Consider the following 14342-nt stretch of genomic DNA (forward strand, 5'->3'; position numbering starts at 1 on the left):
TTTCGGATCGATGCGCAAAGCCGGATCTCGCACAACTCAAGGAAACTGCGAATGGGCAAGCTCACCACCCACGTCCTCGACACCGCGCACGGCCGCCCGGGCGCAAACATCAAAGTCGAGCTGTTCGCGCTCAACGGCGACGCCCGCCGCGCGATCAAGACCATCCACACCAACGACGACGGCCGCGCCGATGCGCCGCTGCTCGAAGGCGCCGATCTGGAAACCGGCGAATACGAACTGGTGTTCCACGCGGGCGACTACTTCGCCACGATCGGCGTGAAGGTGCCCGAGCCGCGCTTCGTCGATCGCGTCGTGTTGCGCTTCGGCATCGCGGATTCCGGCGCGCACTATCACGTGCCGCTGCTCGTATCGCCGTGGGCGTACAGCACGTATCGCGGCAGCTAAAACATATATATCGCGCCCGTCCCCATAAATCTGACGATGTGCGCATAACGAATCGGTAGTGGAGGAGTACATGGAAGGCTTTGTCACCGACTGGCTCAATCTCGTATTGCGCTGTCTGCACGTCATCGTCGCGATCGCATGGATCGGCGAATCGTTCTACTTCGTTGCGCTCGATAACAGTCTGAAACCGCCCACGGACCCGAACGCGCGCCGTCGCGGCGTGTTCGGCGATTTCTGGCACGTCCACGGCGGCGGCTTCTATCACATGCAGAAGTATTCCGTCGCGCCGCAGGACATGCCGGAGAACCTGCACTGGTCGTTCTGGCCGTCCTACACCACGTGGATGTCGGGCTTCGGCCTCTTCTTCGTGCTGTATCTGCTGTCGCCGAGCACCTATCTCATCGACAAGAGCGTGCTCGACATGGGCCCGGTCGTCGCCGTGTCCGCCGCGCTCGGCTTCCTGATGGCCGGCTGGATCGTGTACGACACGCTGTGCCGCGTGCTCGGCACCAACGACAAGCTGCTCGGCATCTGCGTCGGCATCTACGTGCTGGTCGCGGCGTTCATTGCGTGCCATGTGTTCGCGGGCCGCGCCGCCTATCTGATCACCGGCGCGATGATCGCGACGATCATGTCGGCGAACGTGTTCTTCGTCATCATTCCGGGCCAGCGCAAGATGGTCGCCGCGATGCTCAAGGGCGAAACGCCGAACGCGATCTACGGCAAGCGCGGCAAGCAGCGCTCCGTGCACAACACGTATTTCACGCTGCCGGTGGTGTTCGCGATGCTGTCGAACCACTACGCGATGACCTACACGCACAAGTTCAACTGGCTGATTCTCGTGCTGATCATGCTGGCGGGCGCGCTCATTCGCCAGTTCTTCGTGATGCGCCATCGCGGCCAGGTGCTGTGGTACATGCCGGTCGCGGGTCTGGTGCTGGTGCTCGGCGCGTTCGCTTGGACGATGCCCGCGCCGACCGTGGCGGTCGCACAGGCCGCCGGTGCGCCGACGATCAAGGTCTCCGACATTCAGCCGATCATCCAGCAACGTTGCGCGACCTGCCACTCCGCGCATCCGACGATGATGGGCAGCGCGCCCGCCGGCGTGTTGCTCGATACGCCCGCCGAGATCAAGCAGAACGCCCAGCGCGTGCATCAGCAAGCCGTGACGCTGAAGGCGATGCCGCTCGGCAATGTCACGCAGATGACCGATGCCGAGCGTCAGAAGGTGGCGGCGTGGTTTGCAGGCGGCGCCGTCGAATAAGTCTGCCGTTCCGAGTCGAGAAATGCCCCGCTGATGTTCGAGCGGGGCATTTTTTATTCAACGCGCGAAGTAGTCCTTCACCGCGCGAATCACGGTATCGATATCCGCGCGCGACACATCGCGATGCGTGACGAAGCGCGACGCATAGAGCATCTGCATGAGAATGCCGCGCTCCTTCAGAAAGGCTTCGAGCGGTGCGCAATGCGCTTCGGGAATCTGAGCGAAGACCATGTTCGTCGAGTGCGATTGCACCTCGATTCCATCGATTTGCGCAAGGCCCGCGGCGAGATGAGCAGCGTTGTCGTGATCCTGCGCGAGCGCGTCGACGTGATGATCGAGCGCATACAGACACGCCGCGGCGAGCAGGCCCGACTGACGCATGCCGCCGCCGAGCACCTTGCGCCAGCGGCTCGCGACATCGATCAACGCCTTCGATCCGACCAGCACCGAACCGACCGGTGCGCCCAGACCCTTCGAGAAGCAGACCGACACGCTGTCGAACGGCGCGCACAGATCCCTGACCGGCTTGTCCGACGCCACCGCGGCATTGAACACGCGCGCGCCGTCGAGATGCGTGGACAAACCGCGATCGCGCGCGAGCTTCGTCGCCTTTGCCACGTAATCGGCCGGCAGCACCTTTCCGCCGATGGTGTTCTCGAGCGCCAGCAGACGCGTGCGCGCGAAGTGGTTGTCGATCGGCTTGATCGCGGCCGCGATCTTGTCGAGCGGCAACGAGCCGTCGGGCGCGTTTTCGATCGGCTGCGGCTGAATGCTGCCGAGCACCGCCGCGCCGCCGCCTTCGTATTTGTACGTGTGCGCGGACTGCCCGACGATGTACTCGTCGCCGCGCTCGCAATGCGCCATCAACGCGGCGAGGTTGCTTTGCGTGCCGCTCGGGAAGAACAGGCCCGCTTCCTTGCCCGTGCGTTCGGCAAGCGCGGCCTGAAGGCGGATGACGGTGGGATCGTCGCCCCAGACATCGTCGCCGACTTCGGCGGCCGACATGGCGGCGAGCATGGACTGGCTGGGACGGGTGACGGTATCGCTGCGAAGATCGATCATCGTGGGTTGGGGGTCATCGGAAATGAACTGCTTATCTTAACGCCCCAAAAGCAAAAGGACCGGTCTTACCGCACCGGTCCTTCCCTTGCCCGAAAAAAGCGGTCTAGCGCATCGCCTCGTCCGTCAGCCACAGCGATTCCTTCAGATCCAGCTCGTTGAGGTTGTGCCCTTCGCCACCGCCGCGATCGACGACGATGTAATCGCTCACCTTCCCCAACGCGAGCAGCGGATGGTGCCACACGCCTTTCGCGTAGTTCACGCCCTGCCAGCCGCTCGTGACGAACGCGCGAATCTTCGACTCGTCGAGATCGCCGGCGGGCGCGACGACGACGAGATACGGCCGGTCATCGAGCGGAATGAACGCCTGGCTGCCGAGCGGATGCCGTTCCATCATCTTGCATTCGAACGGCAGCGTGCGCGGCTGGCCGCGAAAGAGATTGACGATCGCATCGCCGCCCTGATCCGTCACGTCCACGTTGCACAGATCGTGAAAGCGGATCGTGGTGCCGAGGTTGATCGGGATCTGCTTCGCGCCATCGAGTTCGATGACATCGCCATAAGGCTTGAACGCAGCGCGCGTCAACGGTTCGATAGCGAGCTTTTTCATCATGCGAGGGTTCCGAAGAGACGAAGACGCGACACGCCGCCGTCGGGATAAATATTGAAGCGCACGTGCGTCACCGGGCCGAGCGCCGCCACTTCCGACTCGAAGAAATGCTGCTTGTCCATCTGCAGCTTCTGCTCGCCGAGCAGCACGGGCCAGAACATGGCCTGCGTGACGAGGGAACTGTCCGTGCCGCCCTTCACGTAAGCCGCCTGAAGCGAGCAGCGATCCGGGAAATTGCCCTTGAAGTGCGCGGTATCCACTTCGACCTTCTTGATGACGCCCGGCTGCGCCAGCGCGACGATACACCAGTCGTTGCCCGGCTCGCGACGACGACGCGTCTCCCAGCCGTCGCCCATATTCACGCCGCGGCCCGGCATCAGCAGCGTCGATGCGAGGCCGAAGTGCTGGTTGTTCGTGCCCACCATGTACGCGCCGTTTTCCATCGCGCCGAGATCGACGAGCTGGTTGCGGTCCGCGTTGCTCCAGTCGAGCTGCGGCTGGCCGTACACGCGCAGACGCGCGATGCCGCCGTCCGGATAGATGTTCACGCGCAGATGCGTGAACGGCTGCTCGGCCTTGACTTCGAGATAGTGGTGATGGTTGCCCTGAAGCGTCGTCGACGGGACGATTTCCGTCCATTGGGTCGACTGATTCGGCGAACCGTCGGCGACATGCGCGCCTTCGATCGACGCCGCCGGCGGGAAATTGCCGGTGAAGTGGCTCGTGTCCACGTCGATGCCCTTGATCACGCCCGGACGCGCCAGCTTGACGATGCACCAGTCATAGCCCGTCGTGCGCTTGCGGCGCGTTTCCCAGCCGTCCATCCACTTGCCGTGGTCGTCGTACTTGCCGGGAATGAACACCGCCGGCTCCGGGTTCAGCATGCGGTCCTTCGGCGCGAAGAAATCGTCGCTCGCCTCGAGTGCCTGCGCGCCCAGACGCGGATCCGCGAGGTTCACATAGCGGCGCGTGAATTCGGGCGCGTTGGGATCGAGTGTCGGGATTGCCATTTGTCTGCTTCCTTGCTTTTCGTTCGGTTGTGACGGTTGATGCGGATTACGCAGCCTGGATCAGGTCGTTCAGCCTGAAACGCGCGATCCGGTAAATCTGGTCGAGACTCGTGCGCAGTTCTTCGGCGCGGTCGTGATTCACGCGCTTTTCGAAGTTCGCGATGATGCCGTGACGGTCATACCCGCGCACCGCGAGAATGAACGGAAAACCGAATTTTTCGCGATATCGCGTATTGAGCGATTGCAGCCTGTCGAACTCTTCCTGCGTGCATAGACCGAGGCCCGCGCCGCTTTGCTCGCGAGTCGATTCGGCCGTCAGTTCGCCGCGCACCGCCGCCTTGCCCGCGAGTTCCGGGTGCGCGTTGATGAGCGCGAGCTGCTTCTCTTCGCCCGCGGTTTCGACGATATGCGACATCGCCGTGTGCAGCGTGTCGATGTCCTTGAACGGACGCTGTCGCGCCGCCGCTTCCGGCACCCACGGCGAATGTTCGAAGATGCCCGCGAGCACCGTCACGAACGTGTCGGCGGGCATGGTATTGAGTTGGTCGAGTGTGTATTGCATCGCCTTCATGCCGCCGTCCCGTTGTTGGTTTTCTCGAAAGGATGTTGCTCGCGCCAGTGACGCGCGATGTCGACACGCCGCGTGACCCACACGCGATCGTGCTTCTCGATGTGATCGAGGAATTTCTGCAGGCCGCGGAAACGCCCGGGACGTCCGAGCAGGCGGCAGTGCATGCCGATGGACAGCATCTTCGGCGCTTCGTCGCCTTCTTCGTAGAGCACGTCGAACGCGTCTTTCAGATACGTGAAGAAGTGTTCGCCCGTGTTGAAACCCTGAGGCGTCGCGAAGCGCATGTCGTTCGTGTCGAGCGTGTACGGCACGATCAGATGCGGCTTCTTCCCGCCGCCCGTCACCTCCACTTCGGTCCAGAACGGCAGGTCGTCGCCGTAGTTGTCCGAGTCGTAGAGAAAGCCGCCGTATTCGGCGACCAGCCGATGTGTGTTGGGACTGTCGCGTCCGGTGTACCAGCCGAGCGGCCGCACGCCCGTCACGCGCTCGATCGCTTCCATGCCGAGGCGCATGTGCTCCGCCTCGCGCTCCGGCGACATGTCCTGATAGTGAATCCAGCGATACCCGTGACACGCGATTTCATGCCCCAGTTCGACGAACGCCTTCGCCAGTTCCGGGTGCCGCTCGATCGCCATACCGACGCCGAAAATCGTCAGCGGCATGGCGCGCTTTTCGAATTCGCGCAGGATGCGCCACACGCCTGCACGCGAGCCGTATTCGTAAATCGACTCCATGCTCATGTGCCGCGAGGGATACGCCGCCGCGCCCACGATTTCCGACAGAAACTGCTCCGAGCCCGGATCGCCGTGCAGCACGCAATTCTCGCCGCCCTCTTCGTAATTGAGCACGAACTGCACGGCGACGCGCGCGCGTCCCGGCCAGTTCGCCTGCACCGGGTGGCGGCCGTAGCCGATCAGGTCGCGTGGGTATTTCGGATCGAGTGACATGGCAGGCGTTGAACTCAAGCGTTGAAAAAAGCGGGATTGTCGACGATTCAGTGTAGCTAAAAGACCCGGGCCCGCCCATACATCAGGTCAGATATTCCGGGTCACGTCGTCCGTATGTGTCGGTCCGAAGCGCCATCAGCGCGGGCTGAAATCCGACAGCACGCCGTCGTACCGTTTCGCGAGCGGACGCGCATAATCGCCGCGTTTCGCGGTGTGGAGCCTCAACGCGATCAGCGCCTCCGCCCATTTCACCGCGGCCGTCACCCCCTCCACCACCGGCGCGCCGATCGCGTCTTCCACCTCGCGGCAGAACTCAGCCATGCCCGCGCAGCCGAGCACGATCGCATCGGAGCCGTCCTCGTCGAGCGCGCGCCGGCATTCGTCGATGATCGTCTGACGCGCGGGCGAGCCCGGCACGTCGAGTTCGAGCACGGGGACGTCGGTTGCGCGCACGTTCTTGCAGAAGCGCGTCATGCCGTAGCGCTCCGCCAGATGCCAGGCCATGCCGACCGTGCGCTGCAACGTGGTCACGACGGAAAAGCCCGGCGCGATCACGCTCGCCGCGTGCATCGCCGCTTCCGCGATGCCGATCACCGGACCGCGCGCCAACTCACGCGCGGCGTAAAGGGCCGGATCGCCGAAGCAGGCGATCACGTAGCCGTCGAAGCCCTGTTTCTCTCCGGCCTCCACTTCGGCCAGAAGCCCGAACGACGCGATCGCCTCGTCGTAATAGCCTTCGATGGACGCCGGGCCCATCGTCGGGCTGACGGCGACGATCTCGGTGCCGGGCGCGGCGACCTCGCGGGCGCAGCGGCCCATCGAGTCGGTCATGCGCTGCGTCGTGTTCGGGTTGATCAGTTTGATGCGCATTGCTGTTCTCCAGACTGCTTTGGAAGGTTCTCTCAGGTTCTATCGTTCGTTATAGGTCAAGCTTCACACCGGGCGCTTGCGATCGGCGAGGAAAAAGTAGAACACCGCAGCCAGGCCCGCACCGATGAACCACGAGAAATTCGCCGCGCCTTCGAGCGACGGCAGCATCACGCAGAGAATCGCGATCACGGCGGCCGGCAGGAGCGCCATCACCGCCCGGCGGTTCACGCCCTTCGTGTACCAGTACTTGCCTTCCTCGGACACCGAGTAGAGATCGTCCACTGCGAGCTTGCCGCGCTTCACGAGATAGAAGTCGAGGATCAGCACGCCGTACAACGGTCCGATGAAGCTGCCGAGAATATCCAGCGTGTAGTGGATCACGGCCGGGTTGTTGAACAGGTTCCACGGCGTGATGAAGATCGACGCGGTCGCGGCCATCATGCCGCCCATACGCCAGCTGATGAGCTTCGGCGCGACGTTGGAGAAATCGAAGGCCGGCGACACAAAGTTGGCCACGATGTTGATGCCGATAGTCGCGATCGTGAAGGTCAGCGCACCGAGAATCACGGCGGTCGGATGATCGATGCGGCCCACGGTTTCGACGGGATCGGTAATCAGTTGGCCGAACACGGGCAGCGTCGCCGCGGTCGTGATAACGGTCACCAGCGAGAACGCCAGGAAGTTGACCGGCAGACCCCAGAAGTTGCCGCGCTTAACGCTGCGGAAGCTCTTGCAGTAGCGCGAGAAGTCACCGAAGTTGAGCATCGGGCCGGAGAAGTACGAGACGACGAGCGAGATCGCGGTAATCATCACGGGAATCACTTCCATGCCGTGATACTTCACGCCACCCAGATTCAGTCCGATGTTCTTGATGCCCGCGCGCCACACCATATAGCCGGCGAGCATGAACATCACGACATAGACGGCGGGACCGGCGAAGTCGATGAACTTCTTGATCATCTCCATGCCGCGCCAGAACACGATGGCCTGCAGCACCCAGAGCAGCATGAAGCCCGCCCAGCCGAGCGCCGAGAGCCCGACGAAGCCGTACTTGTGCACATCGGCGTAAGGCATCAGCGACGGCACGAACTTCAACACGACGATGACGAGCGCGCTCGAAGCCAGGTACGTCTGGATCCCGTACCACGCGACCGCGATGAGCCCGCGAATCACGGCCGGAATGTTCGCGCCGAGCACGCCGAAGGTGGCGCGGCACGCGACCGGATACGGCACGCCGGCCACCTGGCTCGGCTTTGCGATCATGTTGCAGAGCGCGTTCACCAGCCCGATGCCGATCAGCAATGACACCAGCACTTGCCAGCTCGTCAGGCCGAGCGCGAAGAGACTCCCGGCGAACACATAACCGCCGACGCTATGCACGTCCGACATCCAGAACGCGAAGATGTTGTACGCGCCCCAGGTCTGGTTCTTGAGCGGCGCGAGGTCCTCGTTGTAAAGGCGATCGCTGTAACCTGCGGGCAGATTCGGATCGTGTCCTGCTGTCTGCTCTTCGTATTGCGGCAGGGCTGAGCTGCCGGGTGCACTGAACTGGGCCATGACGTCTCCTTCATTGGCTGCTTGCGTAGTGAAAAGATGCAAATGCTGATGTGACGAGCTTCGATCTGATGCCTTCGCTGATATCGAATCGGCGCGGCATTCTTCGGATTTGCGTTTTCGCCCTGTGGCGACTTTCATTTCACGCTCACACGAGCGTCCTGTTCGATGCGGCCCACGCTGCGGATTTTTTGCGCGTGCGACTCTCCGCGTGCCCGGCGCGGCGCGCGGGGCACGGTCTCCAATTATTTAGTCCTGCTACATTCAGCCGATGGCAGATTCTCCGATCTGCCTCGTCATTGCGCTTACGTATCCAGCGCCCTTTCGCGCTCGGCGGGCTTCGTGAATACTTCCTTCAGATCGACCGCGCCGCGCGCCGGCCGCTCCAGCATCTTCAATTCGACATCGCGCAGATGCTGCGCCATCAGAACAGCCGCTTTCGTGGCGTCGCCGGCATCGAGCGCGGCGAGAATCTCTTCGTGGTCCTCGAACGAGCACGAGCTCTTTCCGAGCGATTCGTACAACGCCGAGATCAGCGTCGAGCGCGCGACGAGTCCCGACAGACATTCGCACAACACCGTATTGCCGGTCAGCGCCGCGAGCTCAGTGTGGAACTCGCCGGAAAGCCGGATCCACGAGGAAAAATCGTGGCTCTCGAATGCGCGGCGCTCTTTGCCGATGGTGGCGCTGATCGACTTCAGCCGACGCATGCCGTGTCCTTGCGCGATCCGCTCCACCACCGCCAGCTCGATGATGCGGCGCATCTCGAACACTTCATGCACTTCCTGCAGCGACGGACTTGCGACAAACGCGCCGCGATTCGGCTCCAGATCGACCAGCCGCTCGTTCGACAGTTGCGCGAGCGCCTGACGGACCGTGCCGCGCTTCACCGCGAACACCTCGCACAACTGCGCCTCGGTCAGCTTCGCGCCCGGCGCCAGGCGATGCTCGAGGATCGCGGCGCGGATATTTTCGGCGATCGACTCGGCATTCGCCCCGTTCGGCGCGGCCGGTAAAGCATTCGATTCAGCACTACGGTTGGTGTCGGACATGATGTGCTCGCTTGCATGTTAAGCATCTTAGAATCGACATAAAGATTGTCAACAATTCATTTTGAGATTCTGCGACTCAAGGTCTTTTCCGTGGTGTCGAATCCGGCTCTACTCCAGTGCGGACGGACGTCTGAGCGAATTCACCAAGTTTTTGTCAGCATTGCCAGCACTTTTTTGTCGACAATCTCATCCTCGGGTCTGGTGCGCGGTTGACCCCTGGATGGTGCACAACAAGACCGTTAGTTGCTTAATAAGGTTAAAAATTAGGCGCTCGCTGGAGCGCCCTGTTCTTTCCGCGTCAAGCCAGATGCGGATAGTCCGACAGCTTCAACGTAAATCCCCGCTCGGTCGCCACGAGGTGAGCAGTCGCACCGAAAGGAAGCGTCAGAAGATTCTCCACATGCCCGAATTGCAGGCCCGTCACCACCGGAATGCCGATCACGGATCTGACCTGCTCGATCATCGCGTCGAGCGAATAGCCGTTGTCGTAATCCGAAAGCCGGCCGCCCGAGAATTCGCCCATCACGATCGCCTGCTGACGTCCGAGCATGCCCGACTGATGCAACTGATAAATCATCCGCTCGATCCGGAACGGATGCTCGTTCACATCTTCGATGTAGAGAATCCCGCCCTCGATCGGCGGCATATACGGCGTGCCGACAAGCGACGCCAGAATCGCGAGATTGCCGCCCCACAGCATGCCGGTCGCATCCACGGTCTGCCGCTGCGGCGTTTTGCTCGTCACGGTGAAGCTCGAATGGGAAATCGCGTTCCAGAAGTGCTGCATCGTGAACGAACTCGTCTGTTCGGCGCCGAAATCGCCCGCGAACATGGGCCCGCCGAAGCTTTTCACGCCAGCGTGGGCGAAGAGCGCGCACTGGATCGCTGTGAAATCGCTGTGGCCGACGATCGCGACCGGCTGATCGGCGAGTCTGCGCAAGCCGAGATAGTCGAGTCCGTGCAGGATGCGCGATGCGCCATAGCCGCCGCGCACCGCAAGTACGATGTCTGGCAACGGCCGCGATGCGTCCGCGAGGCGGTTGAGATCGGCCGCGCGCTCGGCGTCAGTGCCGCCGAAGCGCTGGAAACGCCGCCGCGTCGCATCGACGTTTTCCAGGCGATGCCCTTCCCTGCGCAATCGCCCGAGGGCGCGCTCCACAGCCGCCGGATCGTGCGGATAGCCAGAGGGCGCGACGAGGTCGATGGTGCGTGATTTCACAATATTGTCGTTGGATTCGTTATTGAGCCGGCTTCACGCGCCCGACGCGCATCGCGCTCTTCCCGCGCGAGACGACGCCGCTCGGCGAAGAAATTCTTGAGCGCGTGTCCGCATTCGTCGGCGAGAACGCCGCCCGTCACCGTGGTGTGGTGATTGAGCTGCGCATTCGCGAACATGTCGACGACGCTGCCGCACGCGCCGGTTTTCGGGTCTGTCGCGCCATAAACGACTCGCGCGATCCGCGCGTGCATGATCGCGCCCGCGCACATCAGGCACGGCTCGAGCGTCACGTAGAGTTCACAGCCCGGCAAACGGTAGTTCTGGAGTTTCTGGGCGGCGGCGCGCAGCGCGGCCATTTCGGCATGCGCGGACGGATCGTGGCCGCGAATCGGATGATTGAAGCCGGTGGCGATGACTTCATCGCCAAGCACGATCACCGCGCCCACAGGGACTTCACCCGCGCGACGGGCTTCGTCGGCGGCGTGTTGCGCGAGCGCCATGAAGCGGCGATCGCGTTCGCTGGATGGATCTGCGATGAAAGCGTTCGGCGCGGGATCGGGCGCGTCCGGCATTCCGGTCACTTGGCTTCCACCGCCACGCGCGACTGTGCGCGCTCGGAAAGCCGCTCAGCGATGCGCCGACGGTACTCGTGCGGCACGCAACCGCCGCCACGCAGCGATTCGAGCGCCATGTCGAGCGCGAGCATCCTGGCTTGCAACTGGCAGCGGGCCGCGGGGTCCGTCACCTTGTCGAACTCTTCCTGTAGCCCACGCAGCGCGCGAAGCTGTTCGACGGCGGGCGGGACGAAGCCCGCATTCTTGAGGATTCGATTGGCGACGCGCACTTCCTCGGGCACGAGGACGTCGTCGTCGAAGTGGAGCGGAGCGCCCGCGCCCGGCAAGTTGTTGAACTCGCCACGCGTAGCGGCTTCGTTGATCCGCTGTTCGACCAAAGCATCTAGCAATTTCATCGGGGATTACGACCGGCTTTCACCCGCGAACGGGCGCGGTCTGTCACGATTTCCGTTGGTTAGCTCGAAGTCGGAAGGCAGCCGGAAAACCACGCTCGCGCGTTGTTCGGCACGTCTCGACAATCCAGATCCTATTCTATCAGCGGCCGCCGAGAGGTTTTCGCGCAACACGCGCCTGTTCGCGGCGCGTCACCGTATACCGGGCTTATTGCGGTTCATATGCGTCGTTTGCGCAACATGCATTGACTGCCTCAAGGCAACTGTGCTTGTACGATGACTAACCGCCCTGTCCGCGCTCCTGACGCGTCGCGCTTTCGCGCGTATAGCCTTGCGTCGCGAGCAGCAGCCGTCGCGTGTATTCGTGCTCGACGTTGCGCGAGCGCACCGCTTCCACGCCCAGCTGCTCGACGATCTCGCCATTGCGCATCACCGCGACGCGCTGACAGAGAAAGCCGATCACCGCGAGGTTATGGCTCACGAGAATCATCGTCAGCTTGCGCTCGCGATGCAGACGGCGCAGCAAATTCAGAATCTCGGCCTGCACGGAGACGTCGAGCGCTGAGGTCGGCTCGTCGAGCAGCAGGACGCGTGGCTCGACGATCAGCGCCCGCGCAATCGACACGCGCTGGCGCTGCCCGCCCGACAACTGATGCGGATAGCGAAAGCGGAATGCCGGGCCGAGGCCGACTTCGGCGAGCGCATCGAGGATGCGCGCATCTTCGTCGCCGATGCCGTTGATCGCGAGCGGCTCGCGCAAGGTTTTATCGACGGTGAAGCGCGGATGCAGCGCGCCATAGGGGTCCTGGAACACCATCTGCACATCGCGCCGCACGGGACGCGAACCGATGCGTATGCTGCCGCCCGCGAGCGGCGTCAGTCCGGCGAGCGCGCGCAGCAAGGTGGACTTGCCGCTGCCCGATTCGCCGACCAGCCCGAAGACTTCGCCCTCCTCCACGCGCAAGGAAACGTCGCGCACGGCGTCGACGTGGCCGGTCTTCGTCCTGAAGCGGATGTGCGCGTGCTCGATGTCGATCATCGCGTCGTCCCTTCGTCGAGCCACGCCGGGTCGCGGCGCAAGGTCGGCAACTCGTCGGGCGGATTGTCGAGCGGCGGATTCGCTTCGAGCAGCCCGCGCGTGTACGGATGCGTCGCGTGAACGAGATCGCGCGCCGCGCATGTCTCGACGACGCGTCCGCCATACATCACCGCGACGCGATCGCAAAACGACATCACGAGCGGCAGATCGTGGCTGATAAACACGAGCCCGGTGTCGTGGCGATCGATCATCTCGTCGAGCACTGCGAGCACCTGCATCGACACGAGGACGTCGAGCGCGCTCGTGGGTTCGTCGGCGATCAGGAGGCGCGGACCGGATGAGACCATCATCGCGATCATCACGCGCTGGCCCATGCCGCCTGAGAGTTCATGCGGATAAGCATCGGCGACGCGCTGCGGATCGCGGATATGCACCGCTTCCAGCGCCGCGACGATGCGTTCGCGCAGCGCACGCCGGCTCTCTCGCACGCCTTGCCGCACGAAGGTTTCGCGCATCTGCTGCGCGACGGTCATCACCGGATTGAGCGAGTACTTCGGGTCTTGCAGGATCATGCTCATGCGTGTGCCGCACAGGCGCCGGCGCTCTTGCGGGCGCATCGCGAGCAGGTCCCGGTCTTCGAAACGCAGCCCCTTCGCCGACCATTTCGCCTCGGGCGGCAGAAGCCCGAGCAGCGCGCGCCCGGTCAGCGATTTTCCCGATCCCGATTCCCCGACGATCCCCAGCCGCTCGCCCCGCCGCACCGTCAACGACACGCCGCGCACCGCAGGCATGAGCGCGCCGTCGTGGCCCGCGAAGGCCACTTCGAGCCCGTCGATCCGCGCCAGCACATCGGACAAGTCAGCCTCCATGACGCGGATCGAAGACGTCGCGCAGACCGTCGCCGAGCAGATTGAAAGCGAGGCTCACCGCGAGAATCGCGAGACCGGGGATCGTCGCGACCCACCAGGCATCGAGCAGCACATTGCGGCCCGACGCCACCATGTAGCCCCATTCCGGGCTCGGCGGCTGCGCGCCCAGTCCGAGAAACCCGAGACCCGCGACGGCGAGAATGATGCCGGCCATATCGAGCGTCGCGCGCACGATCACCGACGACGAACACAGCGGCACGATATAGCGCAGCAGAATGCGCGGATGCGATGCGCCTTGCAGACGCGCCGCGTGGATGTAATCGGCCTGTGCGAGCCGCAGCGATTCCGCGCGCGCGAGACGCGCATACGGCGGCCATGCGGTGATCGATAGCGCGATCACCGCGTTGAGCACGCCGGGCCCGAGCGCCGCGGCGAACGCGAGCGCGAGCACGATCTTCGGGAACGCGAGCGCGACATCGGTCACGCGCATCAGCGCCGTATCGACGATACCGCCGCAGTAGCCCGCCACCGTGCCGATCGCAAGGCCGACCGGCACGACGAGCACGACGACGAGCATGGCAATCGCCAGCGTGAGACGCGAGCCGTACACGAGCCGCGAGAGGATGTCGCGGCCGAGCTGATCCGTGCCGAACCAGTGCGCCGCGCCGGGCGGCGTGAGACGCTCGGCGAGCACTTGCTGCAACGGGTCCTGCGCGACGAGCATCGGTCCGATTGCCGCGACCACGATGAGCAGCAGCAGAATCGCGAGTCCGAGCATGCTCAGCGGATTCGACGAGAATCGCCGCCAGCGCCGGTAAGCCCGACCGAGCGCAGCCTGGCGCGGGGACGCGGGCGTGTCGGTGAGCAGCCACGTGCGCAAGCTCGTTCGCGCCGGTTTCATCTGGG

16 protein-coding genes are annotated in these 14342 nt (G+C 63.5%); 2 read left to right on the forward strand and 14 right to left on the reverse strand.

Annotation, left to right across the window (positions count from 1 at the left end):
• Nucleotides 1-51 precede the first annotated feature (51 nt).
• Together uraH and ACEN42_RS08865 are read left to right on the forward strand one after the other, a co-directional pair.
• Complete coding sequence (uraH, locus tag ACEN42_RS08860; protein ID WP_035498845.1) at nucleotides 52-405, forward strand: hydroxyisourate hydrolase; 354 nt, start codon at nucleotides 52-54, stop codon at nucleotides 403-405.
• 70 nt (nucleotides 406-475) lie between these two features.
• The gene (locus ACEN42_RS08865; RefSeq protein ID WP_035498847.1) at nucleotides 476-1669 is read left to right on the forward strand and encodes a urate hydroxylase PuuD; all 1194 of its coding nucleotides are present in this window, start codon (nucleotides 476-478) and stop codon (nucleotides 1667-1669) included.
• Nucleotides 1670-1726: 57 nt separating this feature from the next.
• On the opposite strand, the gene ltaE is transcribed toward ACEN42_RS08865, so the two are convergent.
• The 14 genes from ltaE to nikC all read right to left on the reverse strand — a co-directional run bounded on the left by ltaE (nucleotide 1727) and on the right by nikC (nucleotide 14337).
• Nucleotides 1727-2731 carry a low-specificity L-threonine aldolase gene (gene ltaE, locus ACEN42_RS08870; RefSeq protein WP_371879735.1) on the reverse strand — a complete coding sequence of 335 codons (1005 nt, stop codon included), beginning with the start codon at nucleotides 2729-2731 and terminating at the stop codon, nucleotides 1727-1729.
• A gap of 103 nt (nucleotides 2732-2834) precedes the next feature.
• Nucleotides 2835-3338, reverse strand: a complete 504-nt coding sequence (locus ACEN42_RS08875) for an ureidoglycolate lyase (protein WP_371881095.1) — start codon at nucleotides 3336-3338, stop codon at nucleotides 2835-2837.
• Nucleotides 3338-4348 carry an allantoicase gene (alc, locus tag ACEN42_RS08880; protein WP_238210471.1) on the reverse strand — a complete coding sequence of 337 codons (1011 nt, stop codon included), beginning with the start codon at nucleotides 4346-4348 and terminating at the stop codon, nucleotides 3338-3340. Before alc ends, ACEN42_RS08875 begins: the two co-directional genes overlap by 1 nt.
• Nucleotides 4349-4394: 46 nt before the next feature.
• On the reverse strand, nucleotides 4395-4919 hold the full coding sequence (gene uraD, locus ACEN42_RS08885) for a 2-oxo-4-hydroxy-4-carboxy-5-ureidoimidazoline decarboxylase (RefSeq protein ID WP_371879736.1): 525 nt from the start codon (nucleotides 4917-4919) through the stop codon (nucleotides 4395-4397).
• Nucleotides 4916-5866, reverse strand: coding sequence for an allantoinase PuuE (puuE, locus tag ACEN42_RS08890; RefSeq protein WP_238210469.1), 951 nt, complete (start codon nucleotides 5864-5866; stop codon nucleotides 4916-4918). Before puuE ends, uraD begins: the two co-directional genes overlap by 4 nt.
• 135 nt (nucleotides 5867-6001) lie before the next feature.
• Nucleotides 6002-6736, reverse strand: coding sequence for an aspartate/glutamate racemase family protein (locus tag ACEN42_RS08895; RefSeq protein WP_371879737.1), 735 nt, complete (start codon nucleotides 6734-6736; stop codon nucleotides 6002-6004).
• Between the two features lie 63 nt (nucleotides 6737-6799).
• Complete coding sequence (locus ACEN42_RS08900; protein WP_035498858.1) at nucleotides 6800-8293, reverse strand: NCS1 family nucleobase:cation symporter-1; 1494 nt, start codon at nucleotides 8291-8293, stop codon at nucleotides 6800-6802.
• A gap of 302 nt (nucleotides 8294-8595) precedes the next feature.
• On the reverse strand, nucleotides 8596-9342 hold the full coding sequence (locus tag ACEN42_RS08905; RefSeq protein WP_371879738.1) for a GntR family transcriptional regulator: 747 nt from the start codon (nucleotides 9340-9342) through the stop codon (nucleotides 8596-8598).
• A 298-nt stretch (nucleotides 9343-9640) separates the two neighbouring features.
• Nucleotides 9641-10564 (reverse strand): muramoyltetrapeptide carboxypeptidase, encoded by a 924-nt coding sequence (ldcA, locus tag ACEN42_RS08910; RefSeq protein WP_238210561.1) that lies wholly within the window; start codon nucleotides 10562-10564, stop codon nucleotides 9641-9643.
• A complete protein-coding gene (tadA, locus tag ACEN42_RS08915) occupies nucleotides 10558-11133 on the reverse strand; it encodes a tRNA adenosine(34) deaminase TadA (protein WP_371881096.1) in 576 nt (191 codons plus the stop codon). Before tadA ends, ldcA begins: the two co-directional genes overlap by 7 nt.
• Nucleotides 11134-11138: 5 nt before the next feature.
• The gene (locus tag ACEN42_RS08920; RefSeq protein ID WP_035498862.1) at nucleotides 11139-11531 is read right to left on the reverse strand and encodes a DnaJ family domain-containing protein; all 393 of its coding nucleotides are present in this window, start codon (nucleotides 11529-11531) and stop codon (nucleotides 11139-11141) included.
• A gap of 277 nt (nucleotides 11532-11808) precedes the next feature.
• The gene (locus ACEN42_RS08925; RefSeq protein ID WP_371879739.1) at nucleotides 11809-12567 is read right to left on the reverse strand and encodes an ABC transporter ATP-binding protein; all 759 of its coding nucleotides are present in this window, start codon (nucleotides 12565-12567) and stop codon (nucleotides 11809-11811) included.
• Nucleotides 12564-13436: an ABC transporter ATP-binding protein gene (locus ACEN42_RS08930; protein ID WP_371879740.1), complete on the reverse strand. Its 873-nt coding sequence runs from the start codon at nucleotides 13434-13436 to the stop codon at nucleotides 12564-12566. Before ACEN42_RS08930 ends, ACEN42_RS08925 begins: the two co-directional genes overlap by 4 nt.
• Nucleotides 13426-14337, reverse strand: coding sequence for a nickel transporter permease (nikC, locus tag ACEN42_RS08935; protein WP_371879741.1), 912 nt, complete (start codon nucleotides 14335-14337; stop codon nucleotides 13426-13428). Before nikC ends, ACEN42_RS08930 begins: the two co-directional genes overlap by 11 nt.
• Nucleotides 14338-14342: the final 5 nt, after the last annotated feature.

This window comes from Caballeronia sp. S22 (assembly GCF_964261745.1).
Lineage (GTDB): Bacteria > Pseudomonadota > Gammaproteobacteria > Burkholderiales > Burkholderiaceae > Caballeronia > Caballeronia jiangsuensis.

Coding starts and splice junctions, on each gene's coding strand:
- uraH (WP_035498845.1), top strand. CDS start 52: ATGGGCAAGCTCACCACCCACGTCCTCGACACCGCGCACGGCCGCCCG.
- ACEN42_RS08865 (WP_035498847.1), top strand. CDS start 476: ATGGAAGGCTTTGTCACCGACTGGCTCAATCTCGTATTGCGCTGTCTG.
- ltaE (WP_371879735.1), bottom strand. CDS start 2,731: ATGATCGATCTTCGCAGCGATACCGTCACCCGTCCCAGCCAGTCCATG.
- ACEN42_RS08875 (WP_371881095.1), bottom strand. CDS start 3,338: ATGAAAAAGCTCGCTATCGAACCGTTGACGCGCGCTGCGTTCAAGCCT.
- alc (WP_238210471.1), bottom strand. CDS start 4,348: ATGGCAATCCCGACACTCGATCCCAACGCGCCCGAATTCACGCGCCGC.
- uraD (WP_371879736.1), bottom strand. CDS start 4,919: ATGAAGGCGATGCAATACACACTCGACCAACTCAATACCATGCCCGCC.
- puuE (WP_238210469.1), bottom strand. CDS start 5,866: ATGTCACTCGATCCGAAATACCCACGCGACCTGATCGGCTACGGCCGC.
- ACEN42_RS08895 (WP_371879737.1), bottom strand. CDS start 6,736: ATGCGCATCAAACTGATCAACCCGAACACGACGCAGCGCATGACCGAC.
- ACEN42_RS08900 (WP_035498858.1), bottom strand. CDS start 8,293: ATGGCCCAGTTCAGTGCACCCGGCAGCTCAGCCCTGCCGCAATACGAA.
- ACEN42_RS08905 (WP_371879738.1), bottom strand. CDS start 9,342: ATGTCCGACACCAACCGTAGTGCTGAATCGAATGCTTTACCGGCCGCG.
- tadA (WP_371881096.1), bottom strand. CDS start 11,133: ATGCCGGACGCGCCCGATCCCGCGCCGAACGCTTTCATCGCAGATCCA.
- ACEN42_RS08920 (WP_035498862.1), bottom strand. CDS start 11,531: ATGAAATTGCTAGATGCTTTGGTCGAACAGCGGATCAACGAAGCCGCT.
- ACEN42_RS08925 (WP_371879739.1), bottom strand. CDS start 12,567: ATGATCGACATCGAGCACGCGCACATCCGCTTCAGGACGAAGACCGGC.
- ACEN42_RS08930 (WP_371879740.1), bottom strand. CDS start 13,436: ATGGAGGCTGACTTGTCCGATGTGCTGGCGCGGATCGACGGGCTCGAA.
- nikC (WP_371879741.1), bottom strand. CDS start 14,337: ATGAAACCGGCGCGAACGAGCTTGCGCACGTGGCTGCTCACCGACACG.